The organism is Sphingobacterium multivorum (genome assembly GCF_900457465.1).
GTDB lineage: Bacteria > Bacteroidota > Bacteroidia > Sphingobacteriales > Sphingobacteriaceae > Sphingobacterium > Sphingobacterium multivorum.
Genome location: NZ_UAUU01000011.1, coordinates 1,987,066 through 2,011,493, shown reverse-complemented (window position 1 = coordinate 2,011,493; position 24,428 = coordinate 1,987,066). Strand labels below are relative to the sequence as shown.

At 36.7% G+C, this 24,428-nt stretch carries 24 protein-coding genes; 6 read left to right on the top strand and 18 right to left on the bottom strand.

What is annotated here, in order from left to right; translation table 11 throughout:
• Positions 1–7 precede the first annotated feature (7 nt).
• A complete protein-coding gene (gene istB, locus DTA23_RS26260) occupies positions 8–724 on the top strand; it encodes an IS21-like element helper ATPase IstB (RefSeq protein WP_201668617.1) in 717 nt (238 codons plus the stop codon).
• 231 nt (positions 725–955) lie between these two features.
• Here the strand turns inward: istB and DTA23_RS26255 are convergent, their stop codons facing one another.
• From DTA23_RS26255 to DTA23_RS26230, 6 genes are read right to left on the bottom strand one after another with little or no spacing between them, the layout of a single operon-like run.
• Positions 956–1,276: a hypothetical protein gene (locus tag DTA23_RS26255; RefSeq protein ID WP_123870232.1), complete on the bottom strand. Its 321-nt coding sequence runs from the start codon at positions 1,274–1,276 to the stop codon at positions 956–958.
• 19 nt (positions 1,277–1,295) lie between these two features.
• On the bottom strand, positions 1,296–2,069 hold the full coding sequence (locus tag DTA23_RS26250) for a DUF2314 domain-containing protein (protein ID WP_112376463.1): 774 nt from the start codon (positions 2,067–2,069) through the stop codon (positions 1,296–1,298).
• Positions 2,063–2,641 carry a hypothetical protein gene (locus DTA23_RS26245; protein ID WP_123870231.1) on the bottom strand — a complete coding sequence of 193 codons (579 nt, stop codon included), beginning with the start codon at positions 2,639–2,641 and terminating at the stop codon, positions 2,063–2,065. The genes DTA23_RS26250 and DTA23_RS26245 overlap by 7 nt, the downstream gene beginning before the upstream one ends.
• Before the next feature lie 7 nt (positions 2,642–2,648).
• The gene (locus DTA23_RS26240; protein WP_061084794.1) at positions 2,649–3,197 is read right to left on the bottom strand and encodes a hypothetical protein; all 549 of its coding nucleotides are present in this window, start codon (positions 3,195–3,197) and stop codon (positions 2,649–2,651) included.
• Positions 3,198–3,206: 9 nt separating this feature from the next.
• Positions 3,207–4,463 (bottom strand): putative toxin, encoded by a 1,257-nt coding sequence (locus tag DTA23_RS27300; RefSeq protein ID WP_082723083.1) that lies wholly within the window; start codon positions 4,461–4,463, stop codon positions 3,207–3,209.
• Complete coding sequence (locus DTA23_RS26230; RefSeq protein WP_061084796.1) at positions 4,384–5,883, bottom strand: regulatory protein RecX; 1,500 nt, start codon at positions 5,881–5,883, stop codon at positions 4,384–4,386. Before DTA23_RS26230 ends, DTA23_RS27300 begins: the two co-directional genes overlap by 80 nt.
• A gap of 620 nt (positions 5,884–6,503) precedes the next feature.
• On the opposite strand from DTA23_RS26230, the gene DTA23_RS26225 reads away from it, so the two are divergent.
• The 5 genes from DTA23_RS26225 to DTA23_RS26205 all read left to right on the top strand — a co-directional run bounded on the left by DTA23_RS26225 (position 6,504) and on the right by DTA23_RS26205 (position 15,081).
• A complete protein-coding gene (locus DTA23_RS26225; protein ID WP_082723084.1) occupies positions 6,504–7,028 on the top strand; it encodes an RNA polymerase sigma factor in 525 nt (174 codons plus the stop codon).
• A gap of 82 nt (positions 7,029–7,110) precedes the next feature.
• Complete coding sequence (locus DTA23_RS26220) at positions 7,111–7,941, top strand: FecR family protein (RefSeq protein WP_061084798.1); 831 nt, start codon at positions 7,111–7,113, stop codon at positions 7,939–7,941.
• A gap of 224 nt (positions 7,942–8,165) precedes the next feature.
• Positions 8,166–11,174 (top strand): SusC/RagA family TonB-linked outer membrane protein, encoded by a 3,009-nt coding sequence (locus tag DTA23_RS26215; RefSeq protein WP_082723085.1) that lies wholly within the window; start codon positions 8,166–8,168, stop codon positions 11,172–11,174.
• A gap of 11 nt (positions 11,175–11,185) precedes the next feature.
• Complete coding sequence (locus DTA23_RS26210; RefSeq protein WP_061084800.1) at positions 11,186–12,550, top strand: RagB/SusD family nutrient uptake outer membrane protein; 1,365 nt, start codon at positions 11,186–11,188, stop codon at positions 12,548–12,550.
• A complete protein-coding gene (locus tag DTA23_RS26205) occupies positions 12,550–15,081 on the top strand; it encodes a S9 family peptidase (protein WP_061084801.1) in 2,532 nt (843 codons plus the stop codon). Before DTA23_RS26210 ends, DTA23_RS26205 begins: the two co-directional genes overlap by 1 nt.
• A gap of 15 nt (positions 15,082–15,096) precedes the next feature.
• Here the strand turns inward: DTA23_RS26205 and DTA23_RS26200 are convergent, their stop codons facing one another.
• The 12 genes from DTA23_RS26200 to DTA23_RS26145 all read right to left on the bottom strand — a co-directional run bounded on the left by DTA23_RS26200 (position 15,097) and on the right by DTA23_RS26145 (position 24,422).
• Positions 15,097–15,345, bottom strand: a complete 249-nt coding sequence (locus DTA23_RS26200) for a DUF6520 family protein (protein ID WP_061084802.1) — start codon at positions 15,343–15,345, stop codon at positions 15,097–15,099.
• Between the two features lie 111 nt (positions 15,346–15,456).
• Complete coding sequence (locus DTA23_RS26195) at positions 15,457–16,941, bottom strand: DoxX family protein (RefSeq protein ID WP_204991133.1); 1,485 nt, start codon at positions 16,939–16,941, stop codon at positions 15,457–15,459.
• A gap of 126 nt (positions 16,942–17,067) precedes the next feature.
• Positions 17,068–17,838 carry a helix-turn-helix domain-containing protein gene (locus DTA23_RS26190; RefSeq protein WP_112376462.1) on the bottom strand — a complete coding sequence of 257 codons (771 nt, stop codon included), beginning with the start codon at positions 17,836–17,838 and terminating at the stop codon, positions 17,068–17,070.
• 270 nt (positions 17,839–18,108) lie between these two features.
• Entirely contained in the window at positions 18,109–18,585 is a 477-nt protein-coding gene (locus tag DTA23_RS26185; protein ID WP_060868797.1) for a DUF3872 domain-containing protein, read from the bottom strand.
• A 15-nt stretch (positions 18,586–18,600) separates the two neighbouring features.
• Positions 18,601–19,158: a conjugal transfer protein TraO gene (locus DTA23_RS26180; protein ID WP_060868796.1), complete on the bottom strand. Its 558-nt coding sequence runs from the start codon at positions 19,156–19,158 to the stop codon at positions 18,601–18,603.
• A gap of 11 nt (positions 19,159–19,169) precedes the next feature.
• Positions 19,170–20,030, bottom strand: a complete 861-nt coding sequence (traN, locus tag DTA23_RS26175) for a conjugative transposon protein TraN (protein ID WP_239468856.1) — start codon at positions 20,028–20,030, stop codon at positions 19,170–19,172.
• Positions 20,031–20,078: 48 nt separating this feature from the next.
• On the bottom strand, positions 20,079–21,410 hold the full coding sequence (gene traM, locus DTA23_RS26170) for a conjugative transposon protein TraM (protein ID WP_060868794.1): 1,332 nt from the start codon (positions 21,408–21,410) through the stop codon (positions 20,079–20,081).
• Positions 21,391–21,672 carry a nitrogen regulatory IIA protein gene (locus tag DTA23_RS26165; protein ID WP_060868793.1) on the bottom strand — a complete coding sequence of 94 codons (282 nt, stop codon included), beginning with the start codon at positions 21,670–21,672 and terminating at the stop codon, positions 21,391–21,393. The genes traM and DTA23_RS26165 overlap by 20 nt, the downstream gene beginning before the upstream one ends.
• Before the next feature lie 15 nt (positions 21,673–21,687).
• Entirely contained in the window at positions 21,688–22,110 is a 423-nt protein-coding gene (locus tag DTA23_RS26160; protein ID WP_060868792.1) for a hypothetical protein, read from the bottom strand.
• Between the two features lie 12 nt (positions 22,111–22,122).
• On the bottom strand, positions 22,123–22,746 hold the full coding sequence (gene traK, locus DTA23_RS26155; protein ID WP_060868791.1) for a conjugative transposon protein TraK: 624 nt from the start codon (positions 22,744–22,746) through the stop codon (positions 22,123–22,125).
• Between the two features lie 2 nt (positions 22,747–22,748).
• Positions 22,749–23,774, bottom strand: coding sequence for a conjugative transposon protein TraJ (traJ, locus tag DTA23_RS26150; RefSeq protein ID WP_060868790.1), 1,026 nt, complete (start codon positions 23,772–23,774; stop codon positions 22,749–22,751).
• Between the two features lie 15 nt (positions 23,775–23,789).
• Positions 23,790–24,422: a DUF4141 domain-containing protein gene (locus tag DTA23_RS26145; protein ID WP_060868789.1), complete on the bottom strand. Its 633-nt coding sequence runs from the start codon at positions 24,420–24,422 to the stop codon at positions 23,790–23,792.
• Positions 24,423–24,428: the final 6 nt, after the last annotated feature.

The window sequence follows — 24,428 nt, the reverse complement described above, 5'->3', positions numbered from 1 at the left end:
AATTACAGTGAACATTGAACACAACATGAAAAGTCTCCGGCTATTGGGCATGGAGCGTAGCTGGAAAGCGCTGGTGGAAACCCGTCGTATGACAGAACTTAACTTTGAGGATGGGTTGCAGCTGCTCTTGCAGTCGGAGCTGGACAGCCGGGAAGAAAAACGGTTTGACAGACTAAAAAAGAATGCTGCCTTTCGCTATCAGGCATCGGTTGAGGAGCTCAATATGGATCCCAAACGCGGTATGGACAAAGCCCAGATCGCTGACCTAATTACTGGCGGGTACATTGAAAGAGGTGAGCCGCTACTGATATCGGGCGCGACGGGGTGCGGAAAAAGCTTTCTGGCCTCAGCCCTTGGTTTAAAAGCATGCTCACAGGGAAAAAAGGTCTTATACTTCAATCTACAGAAGCTGCTCCAGCGAACCAAGATTGCCAGACTGGAAGGATCAATGCACAAACTTCTGGACAGGATTGCAAAAGCTGACCTGCTGATCCTGGATGACTTCGGTCTTGTAAATCTAGACCAGCAGCAAAGGCTGGACCTGATGGAAATTATTGAAGATAGGCATGCCAGATCATCGACCATTATAGCCAGTCAGCTTCCCGTAGCAAGCTGGTATGATGTGATTGGGGAAGATACAATCGCCGACGCTGTATTGGACCGGATTGTACATACTTCACACCGAATTGAACTTAAGGGTGAAAGTCTAAGAAAAAAAAGGTAATATTGTCAGGCTATTGGTAAAAATCCCCCAGATAACCAAAATCAGAGGGGTCAGTATCGCCGGAAAGGGGTCAACATCACCGGAATATGCATTTATCGTTAAGCATATTATCAATAGTCAGATAAGCATCATCATAAAATCGGTTTTGCTGCGATTTCATCTGACCTGCAAAAAAGAAAGATAAAAAGATATAAAAGTGTTTCATAATCTGGTACCCCAAAATGGGTAAATTTAAAAATTTGGATTATCTAAATGATCGATGATATCTATTGCAAGTATATCATCTGTCTTTCGGTCATACTGAGAAAGATAATAATTTATCAAAAAGCTTAGCTCTTTAAGCGAACAAAGGCGTTCGTAGGTCATTTCACCATCTTTGACTATTTTTCCCAGTCCCTTTTTGGACTTAAAAAACCTGTATATAGTATCAACTCCCACCGTGAACTCCGCATATAGGATTATTTTCTCATAATCAATATCATTAAATTTTTCACCGAGTAAATCATTAATTGTATTTCTTCTGATCGCTTTTATAATTTCATTTAATTTCATGGTTACCTGCATTTTAATTTTAGTCTACTAGATTTAATACTTTCCATCCATCATTCTCTGTCAAACCAACCCAGAATTTATTAACTGTCACAAATCCATCCGCATAAATGAGCTTTTCTTCAATAAGTTCCTGCTCTCCTCTTCTTTCTAAAAGATTGAATACCCGTTCAATCGCCTCAAAATTTGGAAAAGCTTTATTTCCAAGATCTTCTTGTAACGAAACTTTCAATACGTTTGCCAGCTGTAGACGGGTCTTTGGGTCGAAAATCATTGCATGCTCCAACATTACATTTTCAGCCTCCCAATAAAAATCTTTACAGGATAGAATACCGTCCCAATTCCTGTCATTATAAAAGTTTTCCAGTGTCATGAGTGCACCTTCAGGTGTCGAACGGTCCGCCTTAAAAAAATCATTACCATGATCAATACAACATCCACAATAATTTTCAAAACTTAGTTGTTCATCCCTAGTTAGCGTATCGTAATAATGACGTATGGTATAAGCCCCTATCATTCTTTCATTATCAATTATCATCCAGTCGGCAGCATCATTTCGGGAAATGATGTGCGGTTGACCATTTTCAACTAAAGTTCCTTTATAATATTTACCGTCAGTTTCTACATTTTCTAACCAAACGAAGACTTCATTTTCATTTTTGAACTTTATAGAATTATATCCTTCAAATCCATTATCAATTACATGATCAAAATACCATATCGTGCTTTTTGCCTTGTATAAATTATATAGATATTCATCGTTTACATCAATTGTTATATGATTATCCGTCACCATTTTAGGATTTTTGGAGGCAGCTGTTTCTGAGGAAGGTAAAAATTTATTCTTTCTTGTTTAAGTATATCTCGTTTGATGCTTACAAAATCGATATTAAATCGAGAAATTTTATTTGAATCACTTTGTTTAAAAACTTTATCTTCCAGCATCATCATCGCATCATTAAAATCTTTATCCATAAAAGGCTTGATAAAACAGATTTTATCCTCATCATTCCCTAACTTAAGTCCTAAAAAATTAGAACTACCAGCATATCCAATACCTTGATCAAGTTGTTTTCTAATAACAAAATCCTCCAACTTCTTAGATGAGAATATACTTAGCTTTTCTATTTCATTAGCTGACAGTTGATATTTATAATAAGCAGAATCTTTTGAACGTTTTAAAAACACCCATAGAACACCTTTCTTATCTATTTTTGAAAATGAACCAATTTCTACACCCTCACCCGAATGCTCGTAAGTAATAAACCTAAAATCATCGTATTTTACACCTTTACTACCTTTACTTATGCTGAAAAGAACAACTAATACAAGCATACATATCAAAACGAGCGCTATTTTTCTTTTCATATTCATTTTATTCTTTCAATAGTGGTTCAATATCTTTATGAAATATTTTAACAAAATCATCCACGGAAATTTTTCTGTTTTCAATAAATACTCGTAATAAACTCATAAACGGCTCCTCGTTCCCCTGTTCTGTTGAGAGTTTTTTAGCAGTTTTTGATTTTAAAATATTATAAATAGATAGTAATATCGCATCCTTAACTCCTTTATCGTTTGTATCACAATAGGCTCTGAGTAGAAGCTGAGCAACACCTACCCCTGCTTCCCTAACACCTAGTGCTCTAATTATTCCTTCCTTATTTTTGTTATGATAATCTTTTGTGAGGTGCGCTGTTAAAATGTCAATTACTTCCGGATATGGCGACCTAGTATTTACTAAATCCCATATATTACTTGCCTTTACACCTTTCAATTCGATCTCTTGCAGCAAAGCTTGTGTTTCAAGATTCAGTTCTTTTTCAAATTCCACTCGCGCGTTTTGCATTTCAGAAAATTCATCGTCTGTCTTTACTGGTTTCTGTAATAATGTAACGAATATCTGTTCCCAATTTGGTTTCATACTTAAATTTTATTGTGGTATAAATTTATGAGTTATTTGATTTGCTTCAATAGCCTTGCGCAAAGGACCACTAAGTGTAGTATTTGGCCTCGTATATAATATCATTTCTCTATTCGTTGATTGAGAATAATTTAGATAGTCACGTAACTGACGTGTAAAGCTCTGACTTTTTACATTCTTTACCTCCTCCAATGTAGTTGCTGTTAAACGGTCTGGAAATCTCATCTTACCACCTATATCTACACCAACCTTCGGTCCTGATATTCCAACAGCTTCTTCTCCGGCCTGCCCTAATCTTCTTGCCTCACTTAATGCCGACACACCTTCTTTCACAGCGAAGGCCCTTCTAAATGCATTGAAAGTTCCCCCTGTCAATAAACCTATTGCCGCCTCCTGTACCAAAGGATTTTCAGAGACAAGCATTTGAATATCGGTTTTTCCTCTTGAATCTGGTATACCGCTTATGGTAGGACCGTTAGGATCTCCAAATGCTGCCATACTTAACCCAGGTGCCATATCCCCTGCATGAATAAGGGGATCAAGATTGGTCATTACACCCAATGGGGCCAAAAGAGAATTATTGGTATAAGAACCGTTGGCATTTAATGCGGTGGTTGATCCATTTTCAGTAGTGTATGTACCGGACTTTCCTAAATAAGTTTCATTGGCACCAGCGGTTGATTGACTTGTTGCATTATTATTCCAATATATACTATTTGTCTCCCTATTGTGTACCCAATCAAAAGCAGCTCTACCGTCAGGATCAATATTTTTAATAGGATTATTAAACGCATAATTGTAAGGTGTCCAACTTGAAAACTCCTCACTCAATGGGTCGGGACTCATCCACCTGCCATGTGTATCACCAATTGGCTGTGCGTCCGGATCATTAAGATCGATCTCAATGAAATCAACGATTTCCCCTTTTTTAACATTAAACCTTACCGATCCAATCGTGACGATACTATCCTGGTCATGAAATTCCAGATACTTTCCTTTGCTCAGCGTGGCTACTTTCGGATAGTATCCATACTTTTTGAATGGGTTTCCCGCCTCAATGTTTTTTCGCCTTCTTTCTGCTTCGGAAGGACTTAGGCTGTCTCTGGTTTTGAGAACTTCGCCCATATAGGGACGTGATCTTTCCTCCTTCGTAAGCCTAACTGGATTGACCCATTCCTTTTTTTTATTAGATTTTATCTTCTGATTTACCTGCGCATGGGAAAAACTTAGCAGGAACAACAGCAGAAAAAATAAGTACTTTCTCATAATTTGTTTGTTTTTCGTTAATGGTTAATAATTCTCTAAGTATCCTATAATCTTTGGGTTTCTCTTTTTTTGGAGGGGATGGTTTTGGTTGTTTCTTCGCCTTTCTAAGTTTCTCTGCATTTAATATTTTAATACGTTCGGCGATTTCATCACTTTTTTGTTTGTTTTCTGTGCCCTTTAAAGAGCCAAGCCATTGTTCATACTGTTCCGCAGGCATTTGTGCAAAACCGGACTGGTCTATATAGTCAAACCCGGCCTTTATTTCCAGAAATTGATTTTCCAGTGGAGGATAATTCCTGATCTTTTGCAACTGTTCCTTATTTTCAGGATCAATATTTACCCGGTTACATGCCTGCATAAACCTCATTTGATCTGTGTTACTTTTCCATAAGGTTGCGTTAATATTATTCGGATTGAGCTCCAGTGCCTTTCCTAAAACTTTAGCTACGAACTCATCATAGCCAAACTTGTGGATATACCCGCTCGCAAGGTCAACGTAAGTCTGTGAAAGGACTTCCTTTTTCGTCATATTTTGCATATAAAGCTTATTCTTAAGGGCTTCAGCTTTTATATAGCCGGAGTTTAATACGAAAGAGTTTGCGGAAAACATTCCATTGGTCAGCTCCACGCTGAGATCTTCCCCATCATCGTCCTTGAAACGTATATAAGAATGATTGGGTGACACAACAAGAAAAGCCTCGGCACCGATCTGTTCAGCCAATATCAGATAAAGTAGCGGCATAGAATGACATTGACCGGTATTTGTTTTCATCAATTTGGAAACAAACATCTTACTGTAATCCTTTGTGCCCATATAATCTTCAAAATCATATTTGACGGCCTTATGGACTACTTTTCCATTCTGCTTTGTATCTTGTGAAAAGTATCTAAATATTGAAAGGTTTTTAGCAACATTATCAGAATCTTCTATTCCATTTTGCTTGAGCTGCTGTCTGATAATGTTAGTAGCTTTCTGAATCTGCGTTTGATAGGCTGCCTGAAAGTTCCGGTCATTGTTGTTATATGCATTCTCAACCAAAAAAACAGCATCTGTAATGGAGTAGTTTTCAGGGTCAAACTTCGTTAGGTTGTCATAAGCCCGATAATAAGAATCGGTCCCTTTTCGATCAGATAAAGAACTAAGCATATAATTTTTCGCATGGGATTCCTCCCTGATCATAGCCATCTGCCGTTCAACCTCTTTATTTATCTCTTCCTGATCGTCTCGGGGTGTAACGTTCTTATAAGGATTTGAATTGGAATAAATATTTGGAGAGGCGGATCTATGTGTAGGTTGATTATTAAGACTTTCTGGTACACTATAAAGATTAGAAATACCTGGTTTTTGCGGCAGATTTGGGATCTGTCCATATATATAATGATAGCTTAAAAATAAACTAAATAATAATATTTGTCTCATCTCAAAGGTGTGTTTTTCAAGGTTAATTTTGGCTTCGCAATTTATTTTATTTTTAACAACTAGACATCCGTATTTTCACGGAAATTTGAATAAAATACGCTGCCTAGATATTTATTATCAATGAATTAAAAGCGAAATTAAACTGTCAAAACGTCAAAACCTGTCGTATAATAACTTAAATTATTAAGGTTTTGCACTGATGTATTCTTGGGTAAATACAAAAGGCATGGAACCAGATACGCCATCTTTGAGAGGTACTGCGAAGAACCCATAACCTAATGACGACCTAGCCCATGCCCATATTTTGAGACACAGGCGTAAGTCTGTCAATAGTCAGGTTATTTGGAAGTTTCGCAGTTTTCTCAAAACCTTTTTGACAGCTTACGCTTTTTTTTACGATAAAATTAGGGTGCTAATATATAAATATTTTTACAAACGAAAATTATTATCACTAAAATATGATATAAAATCTTTAATTAAATTATAAACGAAATATACTACAATTTTGCATAATATACTTTAATTTTTATATCGCAACAATGCAAATATATTGCTAAAATAAACATATTTAACAAATTATACGTAAATTTGTGTACTGCGAATTATCCTAAAAACCTTAAATGTCATTATTTTCACGCAATAAAAACAGCTATGATATTATGTTTCAGAAAATATATGAAACATATCGCAAACGTGTTTTTGATATTGCGATTGCCAAAGTAAAAGACAGGGATGACGCACTCGATATAATGCAGAACGTCTTTTTTCATGTATGGAAATATAAAGCATCCCTCACATCAGCAAATACTGAAAGCATAATCATAAAAACATGCAACCAGGAAATCTCTAATTTCGCTTCCCGAAAAAAGAAACAACCGTTTCTATTAGAAATATCAGATCTTCAATTACAGGATGATTCATCCGATGCCTTAGAAACACAGCTAGAAAAAGAAGAAATGTTAAATGCTGTACATCTTAGTATAGAACTCCTACCAACTGCAAGAAAACAAATTTTTAAGCTGAATAAACTTGATGGCATTAAACAAGAAAAAATTGCAGACCACCTTCATCTTTCGACAAAAGCCGTGGAAAACCAAGTTTATAAGGCAATGTCATTTTTACGAAACTATCATAAAAAATCTTAATTTAAGTTAAAAATAGTTAATTTTTACTATTTATAGGGAGGACTTTTGCCTATTCTCAGGTATATATAATAAAGCCCATCCTATGAACAATGAAAAAAACGAAATTGAGCCCCTTACGGATCAGGAATCAAAAGAGGTATGGGAGAAATTAACCTCTCGTATTAAAGATTATGAATTAAAGAAACAGAAAAGGAAAATGATCCGTTTCACTTCTTTGATGGTTGCAGCCATATTGGTACTGATCGGTAGTATAGTTTCGTATCGATCTTTATACATTCCAGATGTATATCAGGCAACTCAGAATGTTTTGACCATAACCTTAAAAGATGGCTCCATAGTTACATTATCCAAAGGTGCAAAATTAACAGTCGAAAAATCGTTCCCGTCAGATACCAGAGATGTCCTTCTTGAAGGTGATGCCATATTTAATGTCAGCAAATCAAAAACTCATCCTTTCATTGTCCATGCAGGAAATTATCAGGCTAAAGTACTGGGAACGATATTTAAGGTTGTGCAAAGTGGATCAAACTTAAATATAGACCTATATGAAGGTAAAGTTCAGGTCACACAGAATGAAAGGATAAAAGAATCATATGTGATTCATCCAAATGAAACTTTTTCGAATCTCGGAGATACAAAGGTTGCAGTGATTACCCCTACAAAAAAAGAAACCTCAGAAAAAACAGCGTCAAAGGTCAGCATCTCATTTAGAGACTATGATTTACAACAAGCCATAAGCACAATTGAAAAGATCTATGGAATAAAAATTATTTTCCCTGAAAATAGAAGTTATTCTAAAATATCTATCGTCGCTCCCGAGGAAACGGCCGATAAACTCCTTGAAAGGGTCGCAATACAATTAAACCTAAACATAGAAAAAGTCAATGAGAACACATTTCAACTGGAGGAGTAAAATCCGCTCCATGATTACAGTGGGCACGATCCCAGACACCTAAAAAAATGGGTTAGAAATAAATAGACCGACGGGCGCAACCGTCGGTCCCGTATCTAACTAATAAAACTTAACGGAATCATTAATTTTTAAATACATGCAAAAATATGAAAATTTTATGCACGGCCACCGTATTTCTATTATTCGGCTGGCAGGGATTTCATGCCCAACAAAACCTTTCACAAATGAAGGTAAATTTTGAAACTGGAAAAACTTCTGCACCTGAAGCAGTTGAAAAGTTTCTAAACGAAAATATCGCACGCTATAATTATTCAAATGATGATCTAAAAAATTATATCGTTCAACCTCTGAAATGTAAAAACGAGCCAGTTTTGGACTGTTTAAATAAACTATTGAAGGACATTCCTGTAGAAGCCTTAATTTATGAAAACAGCATTATTATCAGACCAAAAAAAATCAAACAAACAACAAATATCCAAGCATCTACGGTCAATTTAGCCAAAGTCGATACTATAAAGAATATCACAGATACACATGCAATAGAGGAAGTTGTTTTGAATGCGGGTTATTATAAGGTGACCGATAAAAAGCGAACAGGGAGTATTGCAAAGGTCACTGCAAAAGACATAGAGAATCAACCTGTAACCAACGTATTATCAACAGTTCAAGGACGCATGGCAGGAGTAAATATTATCCAAAACAGCGGTATTCCTGGAGGAGGCTTTGAAATTCAGATCAGGGGACAGAATAGTTTACGCACAGGATCTTTCACAGATCCAAATGGAAATGTTCCTCTTTATGTTGTAGATGGAGTACCATTTAGCGAGATATCAGCTCAAAAGTCACAAATTTCTTCCACAACTTTTCCGGGAGGAAATATAAATCCTTTAAATAGCATTAACCCAAATGATATAGAAAGTATTGAAGTATTGAAAGACGCTGATGCAACAGCTATTTATGGTTCCAGAGGTGCAAACGGAGTTATAATTGTCACTACAAAAAAAGGAAAAACGGGTAGAGTAAGTCTAAACTTTTCATCAAATTACGGGATCAGTGAAGCTGTTTCTAACCTTAAATTATTGAGCAAAGATCAATATTTAAAAATGCGATACACTGCATATAAAAATGACGGAATTACAACTATTCCCACAAATGCATATGATATTAATGGCACATGGGATCAAAATAATGAAACAAATTGGGTTAAAACTCTAATTGGCAAAAAAGCAACCCTGAATAATACGCAGCTTTCATTAAGCGGAGGTAGTGAAACTACAAACTTCATCTTAAGTCTCGGACATAATGAACAGACTACAGTGTTTGGACAAGGATTTAAATATAATAGCAATACAATCAATTCCAATATCTCGCATCGCTCAACTGATAGACGGTTTCTAATTAGTATCTCAAATATGTTTACGCAACAAAAGAATAATGTCTTAATGAACGATGTGACCAGAAATGCATATCTGTTGGCACCTGTTTCCCCTAAGCTATATAATGAGGACGGCTCTTTAAATTGGGCAAACAATACCTTTACAAATCCCTTAGCTGGTTATAATGCTTCCTATATCAACGACACAAAACTCCTCCAGAGCAATTTTAATATAGAGTATCGCCTTTTTGAAGATTTCAAAATTAAAGTAAACACCGGCATAAATTATACGACAATCGATGAAATGACTTTATCTCCAAACACTATCTATAGTCCATATTTAGCATCAGGACAGTCAAGTGCAAGTTCACAAACTGATAAAAAATCCCAACAAATTTTCTCTTTCATCTTAGAACCACAGCTGAACTGGCAGAAAAAGTGGGGCAATCATAATTTAGAAGCTCTTGTCGGAGGAAGTTTCCAAAGTAGCCAGAGAAATGTAGATGAAAGGTTAGGATTTGGCTTTGAGAGCAACCAGTTTATCACCAACATTGGAGCTGCCAAAAGTATTATGACCTTGGAAAACTCCGATATAGAATATCGTTATGCAGCGCTTTTTGGAAGGATTAACTATCAGTTTCAGGATAAATATATTATAAATCTTACCGGAAGACGTGATGGGAGCAGTAGGTTTGGACCAAATAATCGATTTGCGAATTTTGGTGCCATTGGTGCAGCTTGGCTATTCTCAAATGAAAATCTCTTCAAAAGAGTTGCTTGGCTGAGTTTCGGAAAGATACGAGCAAGTTATGGCGCTGCGGGCAGTGATAACATAGGGGATTTCCAGTACCTTAATAATTATACAGTATCATCATCATTAAATTATAACAACACAACAGGTCTTTCTCCATCCCGACTTTACAACCCTGATTATAGTTGGGAAGTTACCAAAAAACTTGAAGCAGCTTTAGACCTTGGCTTTTTCAAAAATAGGCTAAATCTTACTACAGCTTGGTACAAAAATCGCTCTTCGAACCAACTTGTCGGATACCAACTTTCATCGGTTACTGGCTTTACCAGTGTAATTGCAAACCTTGCAGCTACAATAGAGAATAGAGGTCTCGAAATAGAAATTTCAGGACGTCCTTTAGTTAGCAAAAATATACAGTGGGAATCTAGTTTCAACATTAGTTTTCCAAAAAATAAACTTTTATCATTTCCCGGTCTGGAAGGTTCTTCCTACGCAAATCAGTATGTAATAGGACAGCCTACAAATATTGTAAAACTTTACCAGCTAGAAGGTATTAATCCCGCAACAGGACAATATCAATTCAAAGACTTTAATGGTGACGGGAAAATTTCTGCGGCAGATGACCGACAGGTCGTTGAAAATATTGCCGTCAAGTATTTTGGAGGATGGAATAACACAATAACATATAAAAACTGGAGCCTTTCAGCACTATTTCAGTTTGTTAAAAAGAAAGGTATAAATTATAATTCATTGATGTCGATGCCAGGATTGATGAACAATCAACCAACAGAAGTCCTTAACGTTTGGTCAGCTGACAATCCCAATGGATTTTACATGCCTTACAGCACGATAAATTCGACTAGTCATACTTTATTTCGCAGCAGCACCGCGATTGTTTCTGACGCTTCATTTATCAGACTAAAGAATCTGCAGGTATCTTACCGAATTCCTTTAAGGGGCGAATTTCTTAAAAATGTTACCATATACTTCCAAGGGCAAAACTTATGGACATGGACAAAATTTTTCGGAGTAGACCCCGAAGCAGCAACACTCGGATACTTGCCTCCATTGAGAACTTATTCATTTGGTGCCCAAATTAACCTTTAAAAATTAAAAAAATGAAAATAATAAATCATATCATACTTGTTGCTACATCAATCATTGTGGCAGTTTCATGCGAGAAATTAATTGATGTCGATATCCCTAATAACCAGATTGACCGGGAAACAGTTTTCAAGGATGTACAGACAGCAAATGCTGCACTGGCAGCCATGTATGCCGATGTGTTGAAGAATTCTCCCATTGCCGGCGGCACCCTCGAAACATATTTAAGTGCATACACTGATGAACTTGATAATTATACGACCGTTGCATCCGATAGTAGAGACCTCTTTCTGAATCAACAAATTGATACCAACACTCTAATTTATAATGTTTGGTCAAGTGCCTATAAGCAAGTTTATGCAGCAAATTCTATTTTAGAAGGTGTACAGCAATCGACATCGATTTCCGCCCCAGATAAAAAATATTTAAAAGGCGAAGCACTACTCGTAAGAACAATAATGTTTTATTACCTAAACCAACTATACGGTGATATCCCCTATCCTGAAACCACAGACTACAAAATAAATAACATACTTCCGAAAACGTCTTCGCAACAGGTTCTACTAAAGATCGAAAGTGATTTATCAGAGACGTTGACACTTCTCAATGACGAGTATAGAAACACGGAAAGAATTTATCCAAATAAGATGGTGGCTCGTTTGCTTCTCGCAAAAGTATATATGGCAAAACAAGAATGGAATAAAGCTGAAATTATTCTTAAAGAAATTTCACAAAGTCCTTTATATCAAATGGAAAACGATATCACCAAGGTTTTTCAAAAAACAGGAAAACACATAATATGGCAACTAAAACCAAACAATAATCAATCATTATCACAAGCTTCAATATATTATTTTACGAACGCCGCACCTTCAACTTACGCCCTGTCAGAAGGATTAGTTACTTCTTTTGCAAATAGCGATCTCCGAAAACAACAATGGATGGCACCAGTAACATTTAATGGAAAAATATATTATAGAGCAGAAAAATATAAAAATAGAGGTGGTAACAATATGACTGAATATTCCGTAGTATTTAGATTAGAAGAAGTGTATTTATTGTTGGCCGAAGCACTTACTCAACAAGATAAAATTGGTGAAGCACTGCCATTTGTAAATGCCACAAGACTACGTGCACAACTTAGCCCCCTAAACTTGCCGATAACTAAAAATTTATTGCTGGAACAAGTCCTACTGGAAAATAGACGAGAATACTTTACGGAAATGGGGCATAGATTCCTTGATTTAAAAAGAACCGGAAACCTCAATATCCTTACTGCGACCAAGCCAAATTGGAAGGATTACCATAAACTTTGGCCAGTTCCTCAAAAGGAGATTCTACTAAATGCAAACTTAAAACCTCAAAATACAGGATACTAATGATTAAAAATATTTCAATATTATTATTTCTGCTATCCACATATTTTCTTGTACCCTCACAAATAAGAGAAGACACAATACTTAACTGGAAAAAGCAATTTGCAACCTTGGGCGGTGTACCATATATTTCCAATGAGGGAAGCTGGATCGGAATTAATAAGTATAACGCAGCTTTAAGAGATTCGTCCTATATTGTTAACACTCAAAATAATCAGGTACATAAGATTTTTGGAACTGGTCCGCTAGTTTTTATGAACGGAACAGGAGTATTAAGTAGAAAAGATAATAAAGTACAATTCCTCAATTTAATAACAGGCTCGACATACAGATACGATAAGGTTTTAAAATTCTGCCCGTTAGATAAACTTAATAGATACGCGATCCTAACAACCGACAAGCACATTCGTATTTACAGTTCTTTCGGGCAGCAGCTATTGGATATAAGTAATGTGGAAGACATAGCTTTCAGTGAATCGCTAAAAAGTATGTTTCTAAAAAGGAACAATTCAGGTAGGACAGAAATACTTGAAACATCTGGGGAAGTGACTAAAGTCATACATTTTACTGAAGGAGCAATTAAAAAAATGGAGCTCATATTATCCGCAAAATTAATCTCATTTACTGAAACTACAGTTAACAATGACCAGAGTGACAGATTAGTGGTCATGGATATACAAAGTACACCAAAAAACATATTGAATTTGGATATTCCAAAAAATTCGTCGGTAAAGTTTTCTGAAATACTTGATGGTAAAGCCCTGTTGATTAGTGCAAGAAAAAATTTAGACGAGCACAAAGATTCAATGGTTGAACTGTGGTACGGCAATGATCCATATATTAATGAACACGACCGAATTGTCTCTACTAGAAAATTTTGGTTATTCAATCCAGCAAATGCAGATTTGCAGAAAATTACGGTACCAGAAAATATTGAGGTCAATTCCATCAATAGTAGCCGGTATTTCTTAACCTATACGCCGCGGGCGAAGTATAATTACGTCACCAGTAACCCTGAGTTAAATGGAACCCAAATATTTGATCTAAAGAAAAATACTTACATCAATATTGGTGATTTGAAAGTAATTAAGCAATACTCACGAAGAAGTAGCAGAACTAAAGATTTAATTTCGGAAATCTTTGCCTCACCTGATGGCAGGTGGTTCATAGCTAGTCTTGATGGATTAAAATGGACATTATTTAAGGCAAATGGACAGAAAGAGTCATTGCTAGATGCCCAAGGATTAGGACAGCCCACATTCTCCCAAAATAGAAAAAACATCTATTTCGAGAGCAGCAATGGACTATGGATTTACGATATTTATCACCATAATCTACGTCATTCAAGTATTGGCATAGGTAAAGTGACAAAAATAAAAAATTGCACCATAAAACCAAGTGATCAGTACAAGACTTCAATCTCTTCTCTCAAAACAGAAGAAATTTTAGTCGAAATATATGATACAGATGAGAACATAGTTTCATACCAATTATTCAGGGACGGGAAATGGCAAGAGTTAATACCACCTACTAAAAATCGAATTGACAGCAACAATATGATTTTTAACACAGACATGACTACATTTTATACCGTTGAAGAAAATTATAACTTACCTCCTGCAATTTATACTTACAATATAAAACACCAAAATCATTTACTTTTTGATGGAAATATAAAGGATGTGCATGCAAAAAAATTGAAACAGGAGATCTATACTTATTCAGCCGTTGGTAGAAGACTTAATGGTATTCTCTATTATCCGCTAAACTTTGATCCTCGAAAAAAATATCCGATGGTCGTACATATTTACGAAATGCAAAGGGAAACATCCAATGAATATCTTTCCCCGAATAATCTGATGCCCGTCGGATTCCAAATTAGAACACTTATGGAAAGGGGTTATTTCGTGTATTTACCAGATATTGCCTTCGGTGAGCGAGGAACTGGTCTTTCGGCTTTGGAATGTGTTAATAATGCACTAGATCAGGTTCTTGTGAACCCTAATATTGATAAACAAAAAATCGGATTGATAGGTCATTCGCATGGTGGTTATGAAACAAATTTTATTGCGACTAATTCCTCCAGATTTACTACCTATATTTCTGGTGCAGGTAATAGTGATTTAATCAGATCGTACTATTCTTATAATACACAGTTCGTTAAACCTTTTTATTTCCAATTTGAAACAGGTCAATATGATATGAGGGTTCCAATTGTTGAGAATAAAAACCTTTATTTGCAAAATAGTCCGATTTTAAATGTTGAAAAAGTTAATGCCCCCATCCTTCTTTGGGCAGGAAAGAAAGATACAAACATACAGTGGGATCAGGTCATGGAATTCTACATAGGATTAAGACGCTATAATAAAAATGTAATTGCTCTCTTTTATCCAAATGGCGGACACGATTTAGTATTTGAACCTAAGGAAGCAGAAGATAGAAACAGAAGAATTTTGCAATGGTGGGACTATTTTTTGAAAGATCGAAAAGACGTTGCATGGATAAATAAACAAATAAGAAAGGATACCGAATAGGTATCCTTTTTTGAATTAAAGACTTCTGTGAAGTGCTGAAGAACAGGTTGTTTCATCAGGGCTTTGGAATTTGTACAATTGATTTATACCATCATCGTTCCAAGTACAAACTACATCACCTTGCTCATCACATTCTTGCTCCACCTGTATACACTGGCTTCCCTCGATACGATAAGTAGGCATTGCTTTACTTGCCTTACTACCTGCATAAGCACCACCAAATCCCATTGCTACAATAAGAGTTGGTAATAATATTTTTTTCATGCTATCATAATTTAATTGGTTATTGCCTAATCTGTTTCGGGGTTTTCGGCTAATTCCCTATATATCCTGATCCACCGGAAGTTCCTCGAACTACCGATTTCATTTTGAGTTCTATTTAAAAGCACCTTCTCTAATTTTATACCTCTGAATCTCATTGTCAACAAGTGCGTAAATATTACGGCCATCCGATACCAGAGAAGACATCCCCTTTCCATTTTTATTTCGGATGTAAAAGCTTCCTATATACCTTTGTTCGTCTGTTCTATAAACATCAATAATCGATGAATTTCTCCATGTACTTGAAGGTTCATATTTTCCCTTAAGGTTGGAACGGTTGAAGATAAGATTTCCAAACAGAGCAAAACCTCTGTTTACACTAAAAGGTGGAGCGTTCATTTTAGTCCTTCCATCAGATAACCTAGTCACTGAGATATTGGCAGTTCTTGTAGTATCGATAGTATTAAACCTATTTTTTATATTAAACTTACTGTCAAGTACAATAAATTGATTGCGATAAAAATATGTATAAACCATATTCCCCGATTCAGGATCTGAAATAAGTAAGCCATCAACATCAAAAACACCATCTATCTGCTTTTGAAGAACCTCATTTTTTAATTCAGCTTTTGGCTCTCTATTTAAATCAAGTGAAGCGATTGTATACTGATTATCAAGTTTTCTTTGTGTTCTAACTCCAAACTTCGCTGAATCCAGAACAGTTAACTGGTTGAAAAAAGCATCGCCATAACTAATAGTATGTGCAACAGAATCCCCAAGTTTGCCCCTGTAAATAACAGGAACATTACCATCATACAGATAGAAATACGGAGATTTAATTTTTAGCTGTAAGCTTTTAAAAGCATGGTCTGTGTTATCAAGTTTAATTTTTATTCGAGTAAAACTCTGCAGTCCACTATCAATTTTTGAAATAAAAAGTGGTGCTGTAACATTTCCCAAATATATGTTTCCATCAGCCATACCTGCAAAATAGTAGGAATTTACTCCTAGATCAAGCACACCATTCTCAAATATAGGGTGCTGCAAAAATCTACGCGTAAAGTTGTTTTCTTTTTTAATAATGTTCTCTGACGAAAGAAACATAAGGATAACAATGAGACAGCTTATTATAGTCGTGGTACCGGATAATAATAAAGTCTTTAATGTTTTGCCGCCACCCTTTCTGCTAAGTACAAAAATTCCAGTACCAGTTATTAAAAAGAAGAAAATATTAAATAGCAAATGTTCCTCCCAGCCAAGCTTTTCAAGAATACCTCCACAACTACAGGGTACAAAATCACTAAATTTCAAAATTAGAAAAATATAAATAGTAAAGGCTGCCAGTAGGCCAAGTGACGCATACAGACCAAATACTCTTGTGCTATCGATACAAAGCAAAATAGCCACAAAAATTTCTATTGCAATTACACCATAAGAGATAATTCCGGAATATGCACTTAACAAGGGAGACTGAGCAAGCTGGACCTGAAAGTTCTCGAAGTCGAGTAACTTACTACCAGCAGCATATACAAAAAGTAAGGCCAAAAGAATGCTGACTATGGTTACGAAATGCGTTCTTATAAATCTTACAACTATCATAATTATCAGTATTGATTAATAACAAAGTTATAATCCATACCAATACCTATAATTACAATCTTATGTCTTAATAAATAAAAAATATATTAAAAAGTTTTAATTCCATCGATAATAAAAATATGTAACTTAATGGTTCGCCAATCGTGGAATATCAGATAAACTAATTCCATAACTTAAAAATGTTCTATGCATGTTTATATAATTACTAAATTTATTACGAAACGCTATTTCTTTCAAGGTGAGCCTAGTAAAAATAATATCCCCAACAGCTTCGATCATTTTAATTTTATTAAAGAAACTATAAAAAGTATCTCCCCAATAAATTTTAGAATCTTTTTGAACGCGATTATAATTCAGACCTTTTTTAGCAACTATCTCACGGATAGAACTCATTTCGGTCGGATCAAACTCATTTAATATTTCAACCAAATACGAAAGATGAGAAGGAGCCATATTAATAGCCTGTTTGGGCATAGAAAATTCGGATAAATGGATCATTACTTTCTTCCCATTTTCTGTCCAGGAGAAACCACTTGCTAAATAGAGGTTGGTCGAATCAAAATAGCGTACATGGATAGGTACAATATTTTCGGCATTTTGTAAATCTTCCTTCGTAAAACAATATAAAACTTCTTTAACCATAGGATCATTGTCTCGGAGCTCATAAAAAAAATCATAAGTCCCTGTAAGGCTCCTTCTACTATATTGAACATTGTCAGGTAAAAGCCCGATTTTTTGCAGAAACGTTACATAAAAGTCGCTTAATTGCTTAACCTCGTCTGTCAGTAAATTGATATTATCTGCACATATCAAAGATTTTACCAATGGTAATCGTGAAAAACTATGCATATTCTGCATGGCCATGTCATTAAACAGTGTAATTATGTGTGTATTCATCTTTAGTCTGTTTTAGTTAAGAAAATAGACCAGTGGCGGGATAGGGCAATTAATATTTTCGTATAGTGTAATTTATAGTCTACAGTATTATAAATCTAACATTTTTACCCTAATAAAGAAATATTTCAATGTAATAATACTATCTCACTTTCTTAAGTGTACATTTTCATATTATTTGTAACAAAAAAAGGACAGCCACTGGCTGTCCTAACGAGCATGCTCTCACTCTGGTAGTGTAAGGCATTACCCCATAAAAATCTAATTGTGATATTATCTAACCGGCCCGATAATGATCGGACCTAATTTTTTGTTATTGAACTGAAAAGAAATTTGCTTTTCATTACCAAAACTATCCACGATCCAAACGTCAAATTGCTGTGAAACTAAAGATTGTGACGTATAATACAATCGAAATTCTTTTTCGGTCAGCGGATAAAGATCGTTAGGTAAGTAAGGTTTATAACCTGAATAATTTAAACTACCTTCTCCATCGTTCTGAAAATAACGTATCCTGTAGGTATTACCTGAATAATTTCCATTTGAAATTATTGAAAATCTGATTTCAACACTTTCACCCATCCCGATTTCCTTCGGCACCGGCATAACTTTCACCTCAAAAGGAAAAACTTCCTGCACATCCAGAACCTCTTTATCACAGCCTGAAAGTAACCCTACGCCTAAAATAGCAATAAATCCAAGAAAAACCGATCCTATCGACATTTTCCACTTATCTAATATATTTTTCATAATATTTTCTGATTTTCAAAAGTTAAAACGTAAGCCTACGCCGGTGGAGGGTCTGAATTTCTCAAGATCAGTACCCCACAATACCCTGATACGTCCTTGTAACATGAATACGATCCGGTCTGAAAGATAGGTTTCCAGCGACAATCTCCCGCCAGTCCCAAAAACAAATCCATTATTGTTTTTTAGCAGGCCTCCATCAAAAAGGACGCTATCGCCTCTATTGACGGATTCATAGCCAGCAACTCCTGTTACACCTCCATTCAGCGTAATAAATTTCCTTGAATCCGAGAGAAGCTTAACACTATACCCTATCTCTCCAAGAAAGTCCTCCAAAGGGATTTCCGAGTTTTTATAGTCTACGGTCTTTCTTTGATATTCCAGTCCCCAGATCCAGTAGTTGCCATGTTTTGCAAAACTGTTCAGTGTCAGATTTAGATAGAAATTTTTGCCTACCCCCTCTGTATTTAGAAGTCCCGAGTTAATTTCCAAAGATTTCTGCTTATACACCATTCTCTGAGCATGTAATTTGATACTCAAAATGGCCAGTACCAAAAAGATGATATATTTTTTCATAATTCGCTGCTTTATTGAGTGACTTTAATCTTCATTTCAGATACAGGCTTTGCGGCAACCAGATCCGAATTTTCAATTTCCAGAACCTGGTTCCTTGCACCATTCCTTTCAAAAATTTCAATTCTGAGCACCTGTTCATCGGTGATTGTGAACTGATCCAGAAGTATGACGTTGCCAGCGACTGAATTATCCGAAATGACTTCAAGACCGGGATACTGTCTTACCGGAACCAATTGCTTTTCCTCAGACACCGTTCTTTTCGCAATCTGTTTATCTACGATCTTGTACGTGCAAAAATCCACTACAAATGGCACATTTGATCTGTTCTTCGCTTCAAGATGAAAATAAAACTTTCCATTGTGGACATAAATCCCTTTCAGTATTGACTGAATGCCATAGGATCTTGCAGCGATGTGCCGTACATATCTTTTATTCTGCTGATAGATGGTTTTCAGTACAACTTCTGTCAAAGAGGGTGGATTAAAACCAAGTTCTTCAAACTGAACGTTTCGTCCTTCGCTGCGCTCAACATCTTTTTTCATTTTCTTTAGATCATAGCTTAAGGTAGATGGATCAGCATTATAAATAACATTAAAGCTATAAAATTGCCCATCCTCGGTAATGACACTAAAGTTGGTTTCCTCAGCGAAATCCTTGACTGCGGCCTTTATACGCAGCACGTTCTGTGCATCCTCAGCTTTTTCCGCAATCAGATAATTCGATCCCAGATCCGTGTACCTGATCGCAACCGGAAAAATCAGGTGGCAGGTTTTATTATAGGTAACTTCCAACCTATAAGGTTCGACCCTTCCCGCTTCAAGTGACTGCTGCCCAAAAGTCTTGATAAACAGTCCTACAAAAAGCAGGATCATAAGGATATTTTTTTTTGATATCATAGTATGATTATTATTGTTATTATATTACTTTTTTGTCAACAGCAGTACCGGATGACCTGATCGTACTGTTACCTTAACAGCTCTCAGCTTCTTAGAAAAAAAGCCGGAAACTCCCTGTATCAAGCCCCTACTCAGATCACTGGCCACCTGTTGTCCCGCTGAACGCGACATCGAAATATTCATTCCGGAACTTTGGCTCATGTTAGCCGCTATTTCTCCTGCGGCATTGATCTCATCTGTTCGTGGGACAAGTAGCCCAAGCTGACCGTCCGTGCCATAGACTAGAATCTCAACCGGAATTATATTTCCGGATACTTCAACTGCGCTGATCTTTAGCTGCAACCTGTTTCCCTGAAATTTGGTATCGGCAACAAGCTCGGTTCCTTTGGGAACATGAAAACCACCAATGGTAGCATTTTCGGATAACCTCAACTTCAGTGACCCGTCGCCTGATAATGTTTTTGTTTCCATCACCATTGCACGTATACTATTCCTGACAATATCGCTTTGGGCAACTTGTCCGGGCGTGATAAAGCCCATGTTACGCTCTGCGATCCCATTTAAAATTTCCGATGCGTCCTCTTCCCGGTACAAGGCTGATACCACACTCTTTTTAACACCCTTCAAACTTTCGGTTTTCTCTCTCGTGCTAGGCAAAGAAACTTTTTTAATCCATATTGAATCCATATTTTGACCGATGTTAACTGCAGGAGCACCGTGACCGGTACTAGCCGACGGTAGGTATCGGGAAGCCATTTCATATGACTTTTCCATAAGTACCAGTTGATCTTTGTAAGTGGGTGCCTGCGGAACATTTTTTTCTGAAAGGCGATCTTTGAGTTCATCAACCTGTTTCCGCAACGCCAGCTTTTCGCTGTCATCGTCACGATAAAAGGAGCCCAGGGTTTGCTGTGCATTCTGATAGCTGCTCAAAGAACTATTCTGTGCACCACTCTTCCCATATCCCCCAGAGTTGTCTGCAATAACCTTTGAAACTGCAGCTTCACCGTTAACCGATGTATCACTACGATCCCAATAATCCGACAATGACATCAGGGAATTTCGCTTCGCAGCTTCTCTCTCCTCAACCATTTCCTTCTCATAAGCTTTCTGTTTATCGGCCTGCAAACCCTTGTCCGTAGCTTCGGGGACAGCATTCTTTAAACCTTTGTCTTTATTTTCCTCAACACCATTTTTAGGCTTAAATATTAAGTAAAGACAGGCGATAAAAACGATTGCCATTAGACCAAAGATGATCGGCTTTTTAAGCTTTTCCCTACTTGTCTTTTCCTTTTCACTTTTTTCAGAATCATCATCCACAATCAGGCTGATCCTCTTATTCTCTTTCTCTTCCATTGTATATAGTTTTAGGATTTCTAACAGAATCTTTCATAGAAGATTCATTATGAATTACTGCGGGCACCTCGATATGGCTTATATCGATTTTGTCCCCTTTTCCCAGATTATAAAATACCTTCACCAATACACCTACGCCCATAAGCAAGTAGAATGCGAATAGATAAAGTACGTATCTGATCTGCTTTTTGACGGGTAAATTCCGCCATCTCAGATCGAGCTTCTCAAGCTCATTATCAATTGTTGTTCTAATATTTTTCATTATGTCAATTTTGAACTAAAAACGTCTACCTCTTTTAAGGGTAGAACTTATTTTCCTAACCTCTTCACAGACCATTTTGATAGCCTGATCCCTGGTTGGCAGTGCATCAATCGCAATGTCCATAAGTTTTTTTTCGCTGATACATTTTCCAAAACGATCCTTATGGATAATCTCCATGATATCAATAGCAAATTTGCCATTGTCATTTTCTAACGATATCAAACACTGAATACTCGGTTTATTTTCACCGTTCCAGTCTAAGTAGGTTTCGAGTAAAACATTCTGATCAAAACCAAATTCAGGATCAAGGCTTTCCAGAAATCCTCCCAAACTGTCCGCTAGTTTTCCAGGATAGCCCGCCTGTGTCATAAAATATCCATTGTAGCCCTTATCCGTAAGAATCTTAATAAACTCTTCCAAATCACAATTTTTCTTCATAAGTCAGTACATCTATCGCTCGATTACTTCCTCATCCTTATTGGAAAGGACTGAGAACTTCAAAATCTGAAAACCCTGTGGATTACTGTCAGATCGTACACTATTCAATAAGTTGCAGGAGGTGACAAGACTTCTTCGGGTAAGATTGCTCGATCTGATGATGAACTGTTTAGCATAGGTGGTTACAGAATATGGATACGTATTAAAATCACAGACCACACTATCCACTTCAATTCGTTGCTGAATGTTTCCTGAAATAATCCTGTTATAATACCCCTTTTCTGAAAGATCCCTGTAATAATCAAATGCACTTTTGTCTGCCAGATCGAATGCCCGTTTCATATTGCTTTCAATCGCAGCCTTATCTGGTGCCAACGTGAAAAAGAGTTCATGAAATCTCCTGACGTGCTCGCGGGCTTCAACAGGTCGATTGATTGCGGCATCCTGGGAAAGTGCCAACATAAGTGATTTTCCGTTGTCCAATACGTAAATCTTTTCACGTTGCAATGCAGCGAAAGAATAAGACTTCCAAACCGCAAATGCTGTTATACTCAGGCACATTACTGCAAAGACAATCGCGTACAGCCGGATCTGCTTGAAACTATTTTCGATGTTTCTTAAAGTTTTGAATTCCATAATCAATTGCTTTTTTGTCCTTGTCCACTACTCTTATTATCCAGTAGTTCGCCACCAATATTTCCCACTGCTGCTCCAGCCGCAGCTGCACCAACATTTCCCGTACGCATGGCCGCTTGGCTGACATTGCGGGTAAAGTTTCCGGCCCCGCCAGCCTGAATAATCCAGCTTGTCACAGTTGGAATGGTAAAGTATCCAACAATTCCGATGATCATAAAAATCAGGTAAACACTATTCTCGGGATCTGGAACAAATGAGGGATCACTTAACAGTTCTATATCCCGCTGTACACTCATGGCGTTTATTTTCGCAAGCATGGCACTGAAAAGATCGGCCACAGGCAGCCACAGATAAACGCTTATATATCTGCTGAGCCATTGGGTAAGAGTGCTCTGAAATCCATCCCAGACGGAGATGGCAAATGCAATCGGCCCCAGTATCGAAAGAACGATTAAAAAGAAAGTCCGAATAGTATCCACGACCAGTGCCGCAGCCTGAAAAAGTAGTTCAAGTATTTCCCTTAATTCTTTTTTGATTTCCTGCTTGATATTGTATACAGCCTGATCCCGGTACATACTGACCATCGTTGCGATATCATCAAATGACCATCCCAGATCATCGAGCTTTTTGTCAAACTCCTCATCGGAGACCAGATAGGCAGTAGCAGGATTCCGTAACATCGCTTCCTTTTCCAGTACATCTTTTTGCTGTTGCAAGGTATTAAGATCCAGCACCTGACCTTCAAGCATAGAATGTGTCCCCTTAACAATTGGGCTAAGTACCCCGTTAATTGTCCCTAAAACTATTGTAGGGAAAAACATAATGCACATGCCTATGGCAAATGGTCTTAACAGTGGAAAAACATCTATTGGCTCTGCCCTACTTAATGCCTGCCAGACTTTTAATGCCACATAGAACAGAGCTCCCAGACCAGCCACTCCTTTTGCTACCACAGCCATCGTTTCCGAAAGGGGCATCATTTCATCGTAGAGACCTCTTAGGATCTCATGTAAATTGTTAAATTCCATAACTTTGAGAATTTATTACCAATATTTTTGACTAGCAGTTCCATATAGATCCATGACGCGCTTGGTGTCATTTTGCTTTTTAGCTCGTAAGATGCTGACAGAGATATTTTTATTGGTGTAATATCTTACCAGGCTATGGTATTCTTTAACCTCTTTATACACACGGTCAATAATCTCCATACGCTCCTTATCATTCAGTGATAAGCTGCTTGAACTAACAATCTGCTTTAATTCTTTAAGCAGTTCGGTACTCTCGTTTAGCAGTGATGAATAACCGTTTCCAATTGCCACCAGCTCTGCGGCAGAGAAATTTTTGTCGTTCAGCATGCGGGAAAAATTATTCACGTACATATTACTGACATCACCAACCAATAAAACTGTCTGTTGAACTTTTCTTGCATCCTTGACAAGATTGTTGACTGCTTTTAGTTTGTCGTAATATTCTTTTCCCTGGTCATACACCTTTTTGACTTCGTTAAAATTCTTCACCACATTACTTACAGTATTTGAGGTCTGTACAATTTCGTTTGCACTGTTCAGAACCCCTGAAATCAGATTTCCTGGATCTGTTACTACCCATTGTGCATTTGCTTTGTGTGATAGGGTAATTGCCATTACCATAAACACGGTCATTAATAAATTTTTCATTTTTTA

Bases quoted from the DNA above. Each gene is read 5' to 3' on its own strand.
- DTA23_RS26255 (WP_123870232.1), bottom strand. From the start codon at position 1,276: ATGAAATTAAATGAAATTATAAAAGCGATCAGAAGAAATACAATTAAT.
- DTA23_RS26250 (WP_112376463.1), bottom strand. From the start codon at position 2,069: ATGGTGACGGATAATCATATAACAATTGATGTAAACGATGAATATCTA.
- DTA23_RS26245 (WP_123870231.1), bottom strand. From the start codon at position 2,641: ATGAAAAGAAAAATAGCGCTCGTTTTGATATGTATGCTTGTATTAGTT.
- DTA23_RS26240 (WP_061084794.1), bottom strand. From the start codon at position 3,197: ATGAAACCAAATTGGGAACAGATATTCGTTACATTATTACAGAAACCA.
- DTA23_RS27300 (WP_082723083.1), bottom strand. From the start codon at position 4,463: ATGAGAAAGTACTTATTTTTTCTGCTGTTGTTCCTGCTAAGTTTTTCC.
- DTA23_RS26230 (WP_061084796.1), bottom strand. From the start codon at position 5,883: ATGAGACAAATATTATTATTTAGTTTATTTTTAAGCTATCATTATATA.
- DTA23_RS26225 (WP_082723084.1), top strand. From the start codon at position 6,504: ATGTCATTATTTTCACGCAATAAAAACAGCTATGATATTATGTTTCAG.
- DTA23_RS26220 (WP_061084798.1), top strand. From the start codon at position 7,111: ATGAACAATGAAAAAAACGAAATTGAGCCCCTTACGGATCAGGAATCA.
- DTA23_RS26215 (WP_082723085.1), top strand. From the start codon at position 8,166: ATGAAGGTAAATTTTGAAACTGGAAAAACTTCTGCACCTGAAGCAGTT.
- DTA23_RS26210 (WP_061084800.1), top strand. From the start codon at position 11,186: ATGAAAATAATAAATCATATCATACTTGTTGCTACATCAATCATTGTG.
- DTA23_RS26205 (WP_061084801.1), top strand. From the start codon at position 12,550: ATGATTAAAAATATTTCAATATTATTATTTCTGCTATCCACATATTTT.
- DTA23_RS26200 (WP_061084802.1), bottom strand. From the start codon at position 15,345: ATGAAAAAAATATTATTACCAACTCTTATTGTAGCAATGGGATTTGGT.
- DTA23_RS26195 (WP_204991133.1), bottom strand. From the start codon at position 16,941: ATGATAGTTGTAAGATTTATAAGAACGCATTTCGTAACCATAGTCAGC.
- DTA23_RS26190 (WP_112376462.1), bottom strand. From the start codon at position 17,838: ATGAATACACACATAATTACACTGTTTAATGACATGGCCATGCAGAAT.
- DTA23_RS26185 (WP_060868797.1), bottom strand. From the start codon at position 18,585: ATGAAAAATATATTAGATAAGTGGAAAATGTCGATAGGATCGGTTTTT.
- DTA23_RS26180 (WP_060868796.1), bottom strand. From the start codon at position 19,158: ATGAAAAAATATATCATCTTTTTGGTACTGGCCATTTTGAGTATCAAA.
- traN (WP_239468856.1), bottom strand. From the start codon at position 20,030: ATGATCCTGCTTTTTGTAGGACTGTTTATCAAGACTTTTGGGCAGCAG.
- traM (WP_060868794.1), bottom strand. From the start codon at position 21,410: ATGGAAGAGAAAGAGAATAAGAGGATCAGCCTGATTGTGGATGATGAT.
- DTA23_RS26165 (WP_060868793.1), bottom strand. From the start codon at position 21,672: ATGAAAAATATTAGAACAACAATTGATAATGAGCTTGAGAAGCTCGAT.
- DTA23_RS26160 (WP_060868792.1), bottom strand. From the start codon at position 22,110: ATGAAGAAAAATTGTGATTTGGAAGAGTTTATTAAGATTCTTACGGAT.
- traK (WP_060868791.1), bottom strand. From the start codon at position 22,746: ATGGAATTCAAAACTTTAAGAAACATCGAAAATAGTTTCAAGCAGATC.
- traJ (WP_060868790.1), bottom strand. From the start codon at position 23,774: ATGGAATTTAACAATTTACATGAGATCCTAAGAGGTCTCTACGATGAA.
- DTA23_RS26145 (WP_060868789.1), bottom strand. From the start codon at position 24,422: ATGAAAAATTTATTAATGACCGTGTTTATGGTAATGGCAATTACCCTA.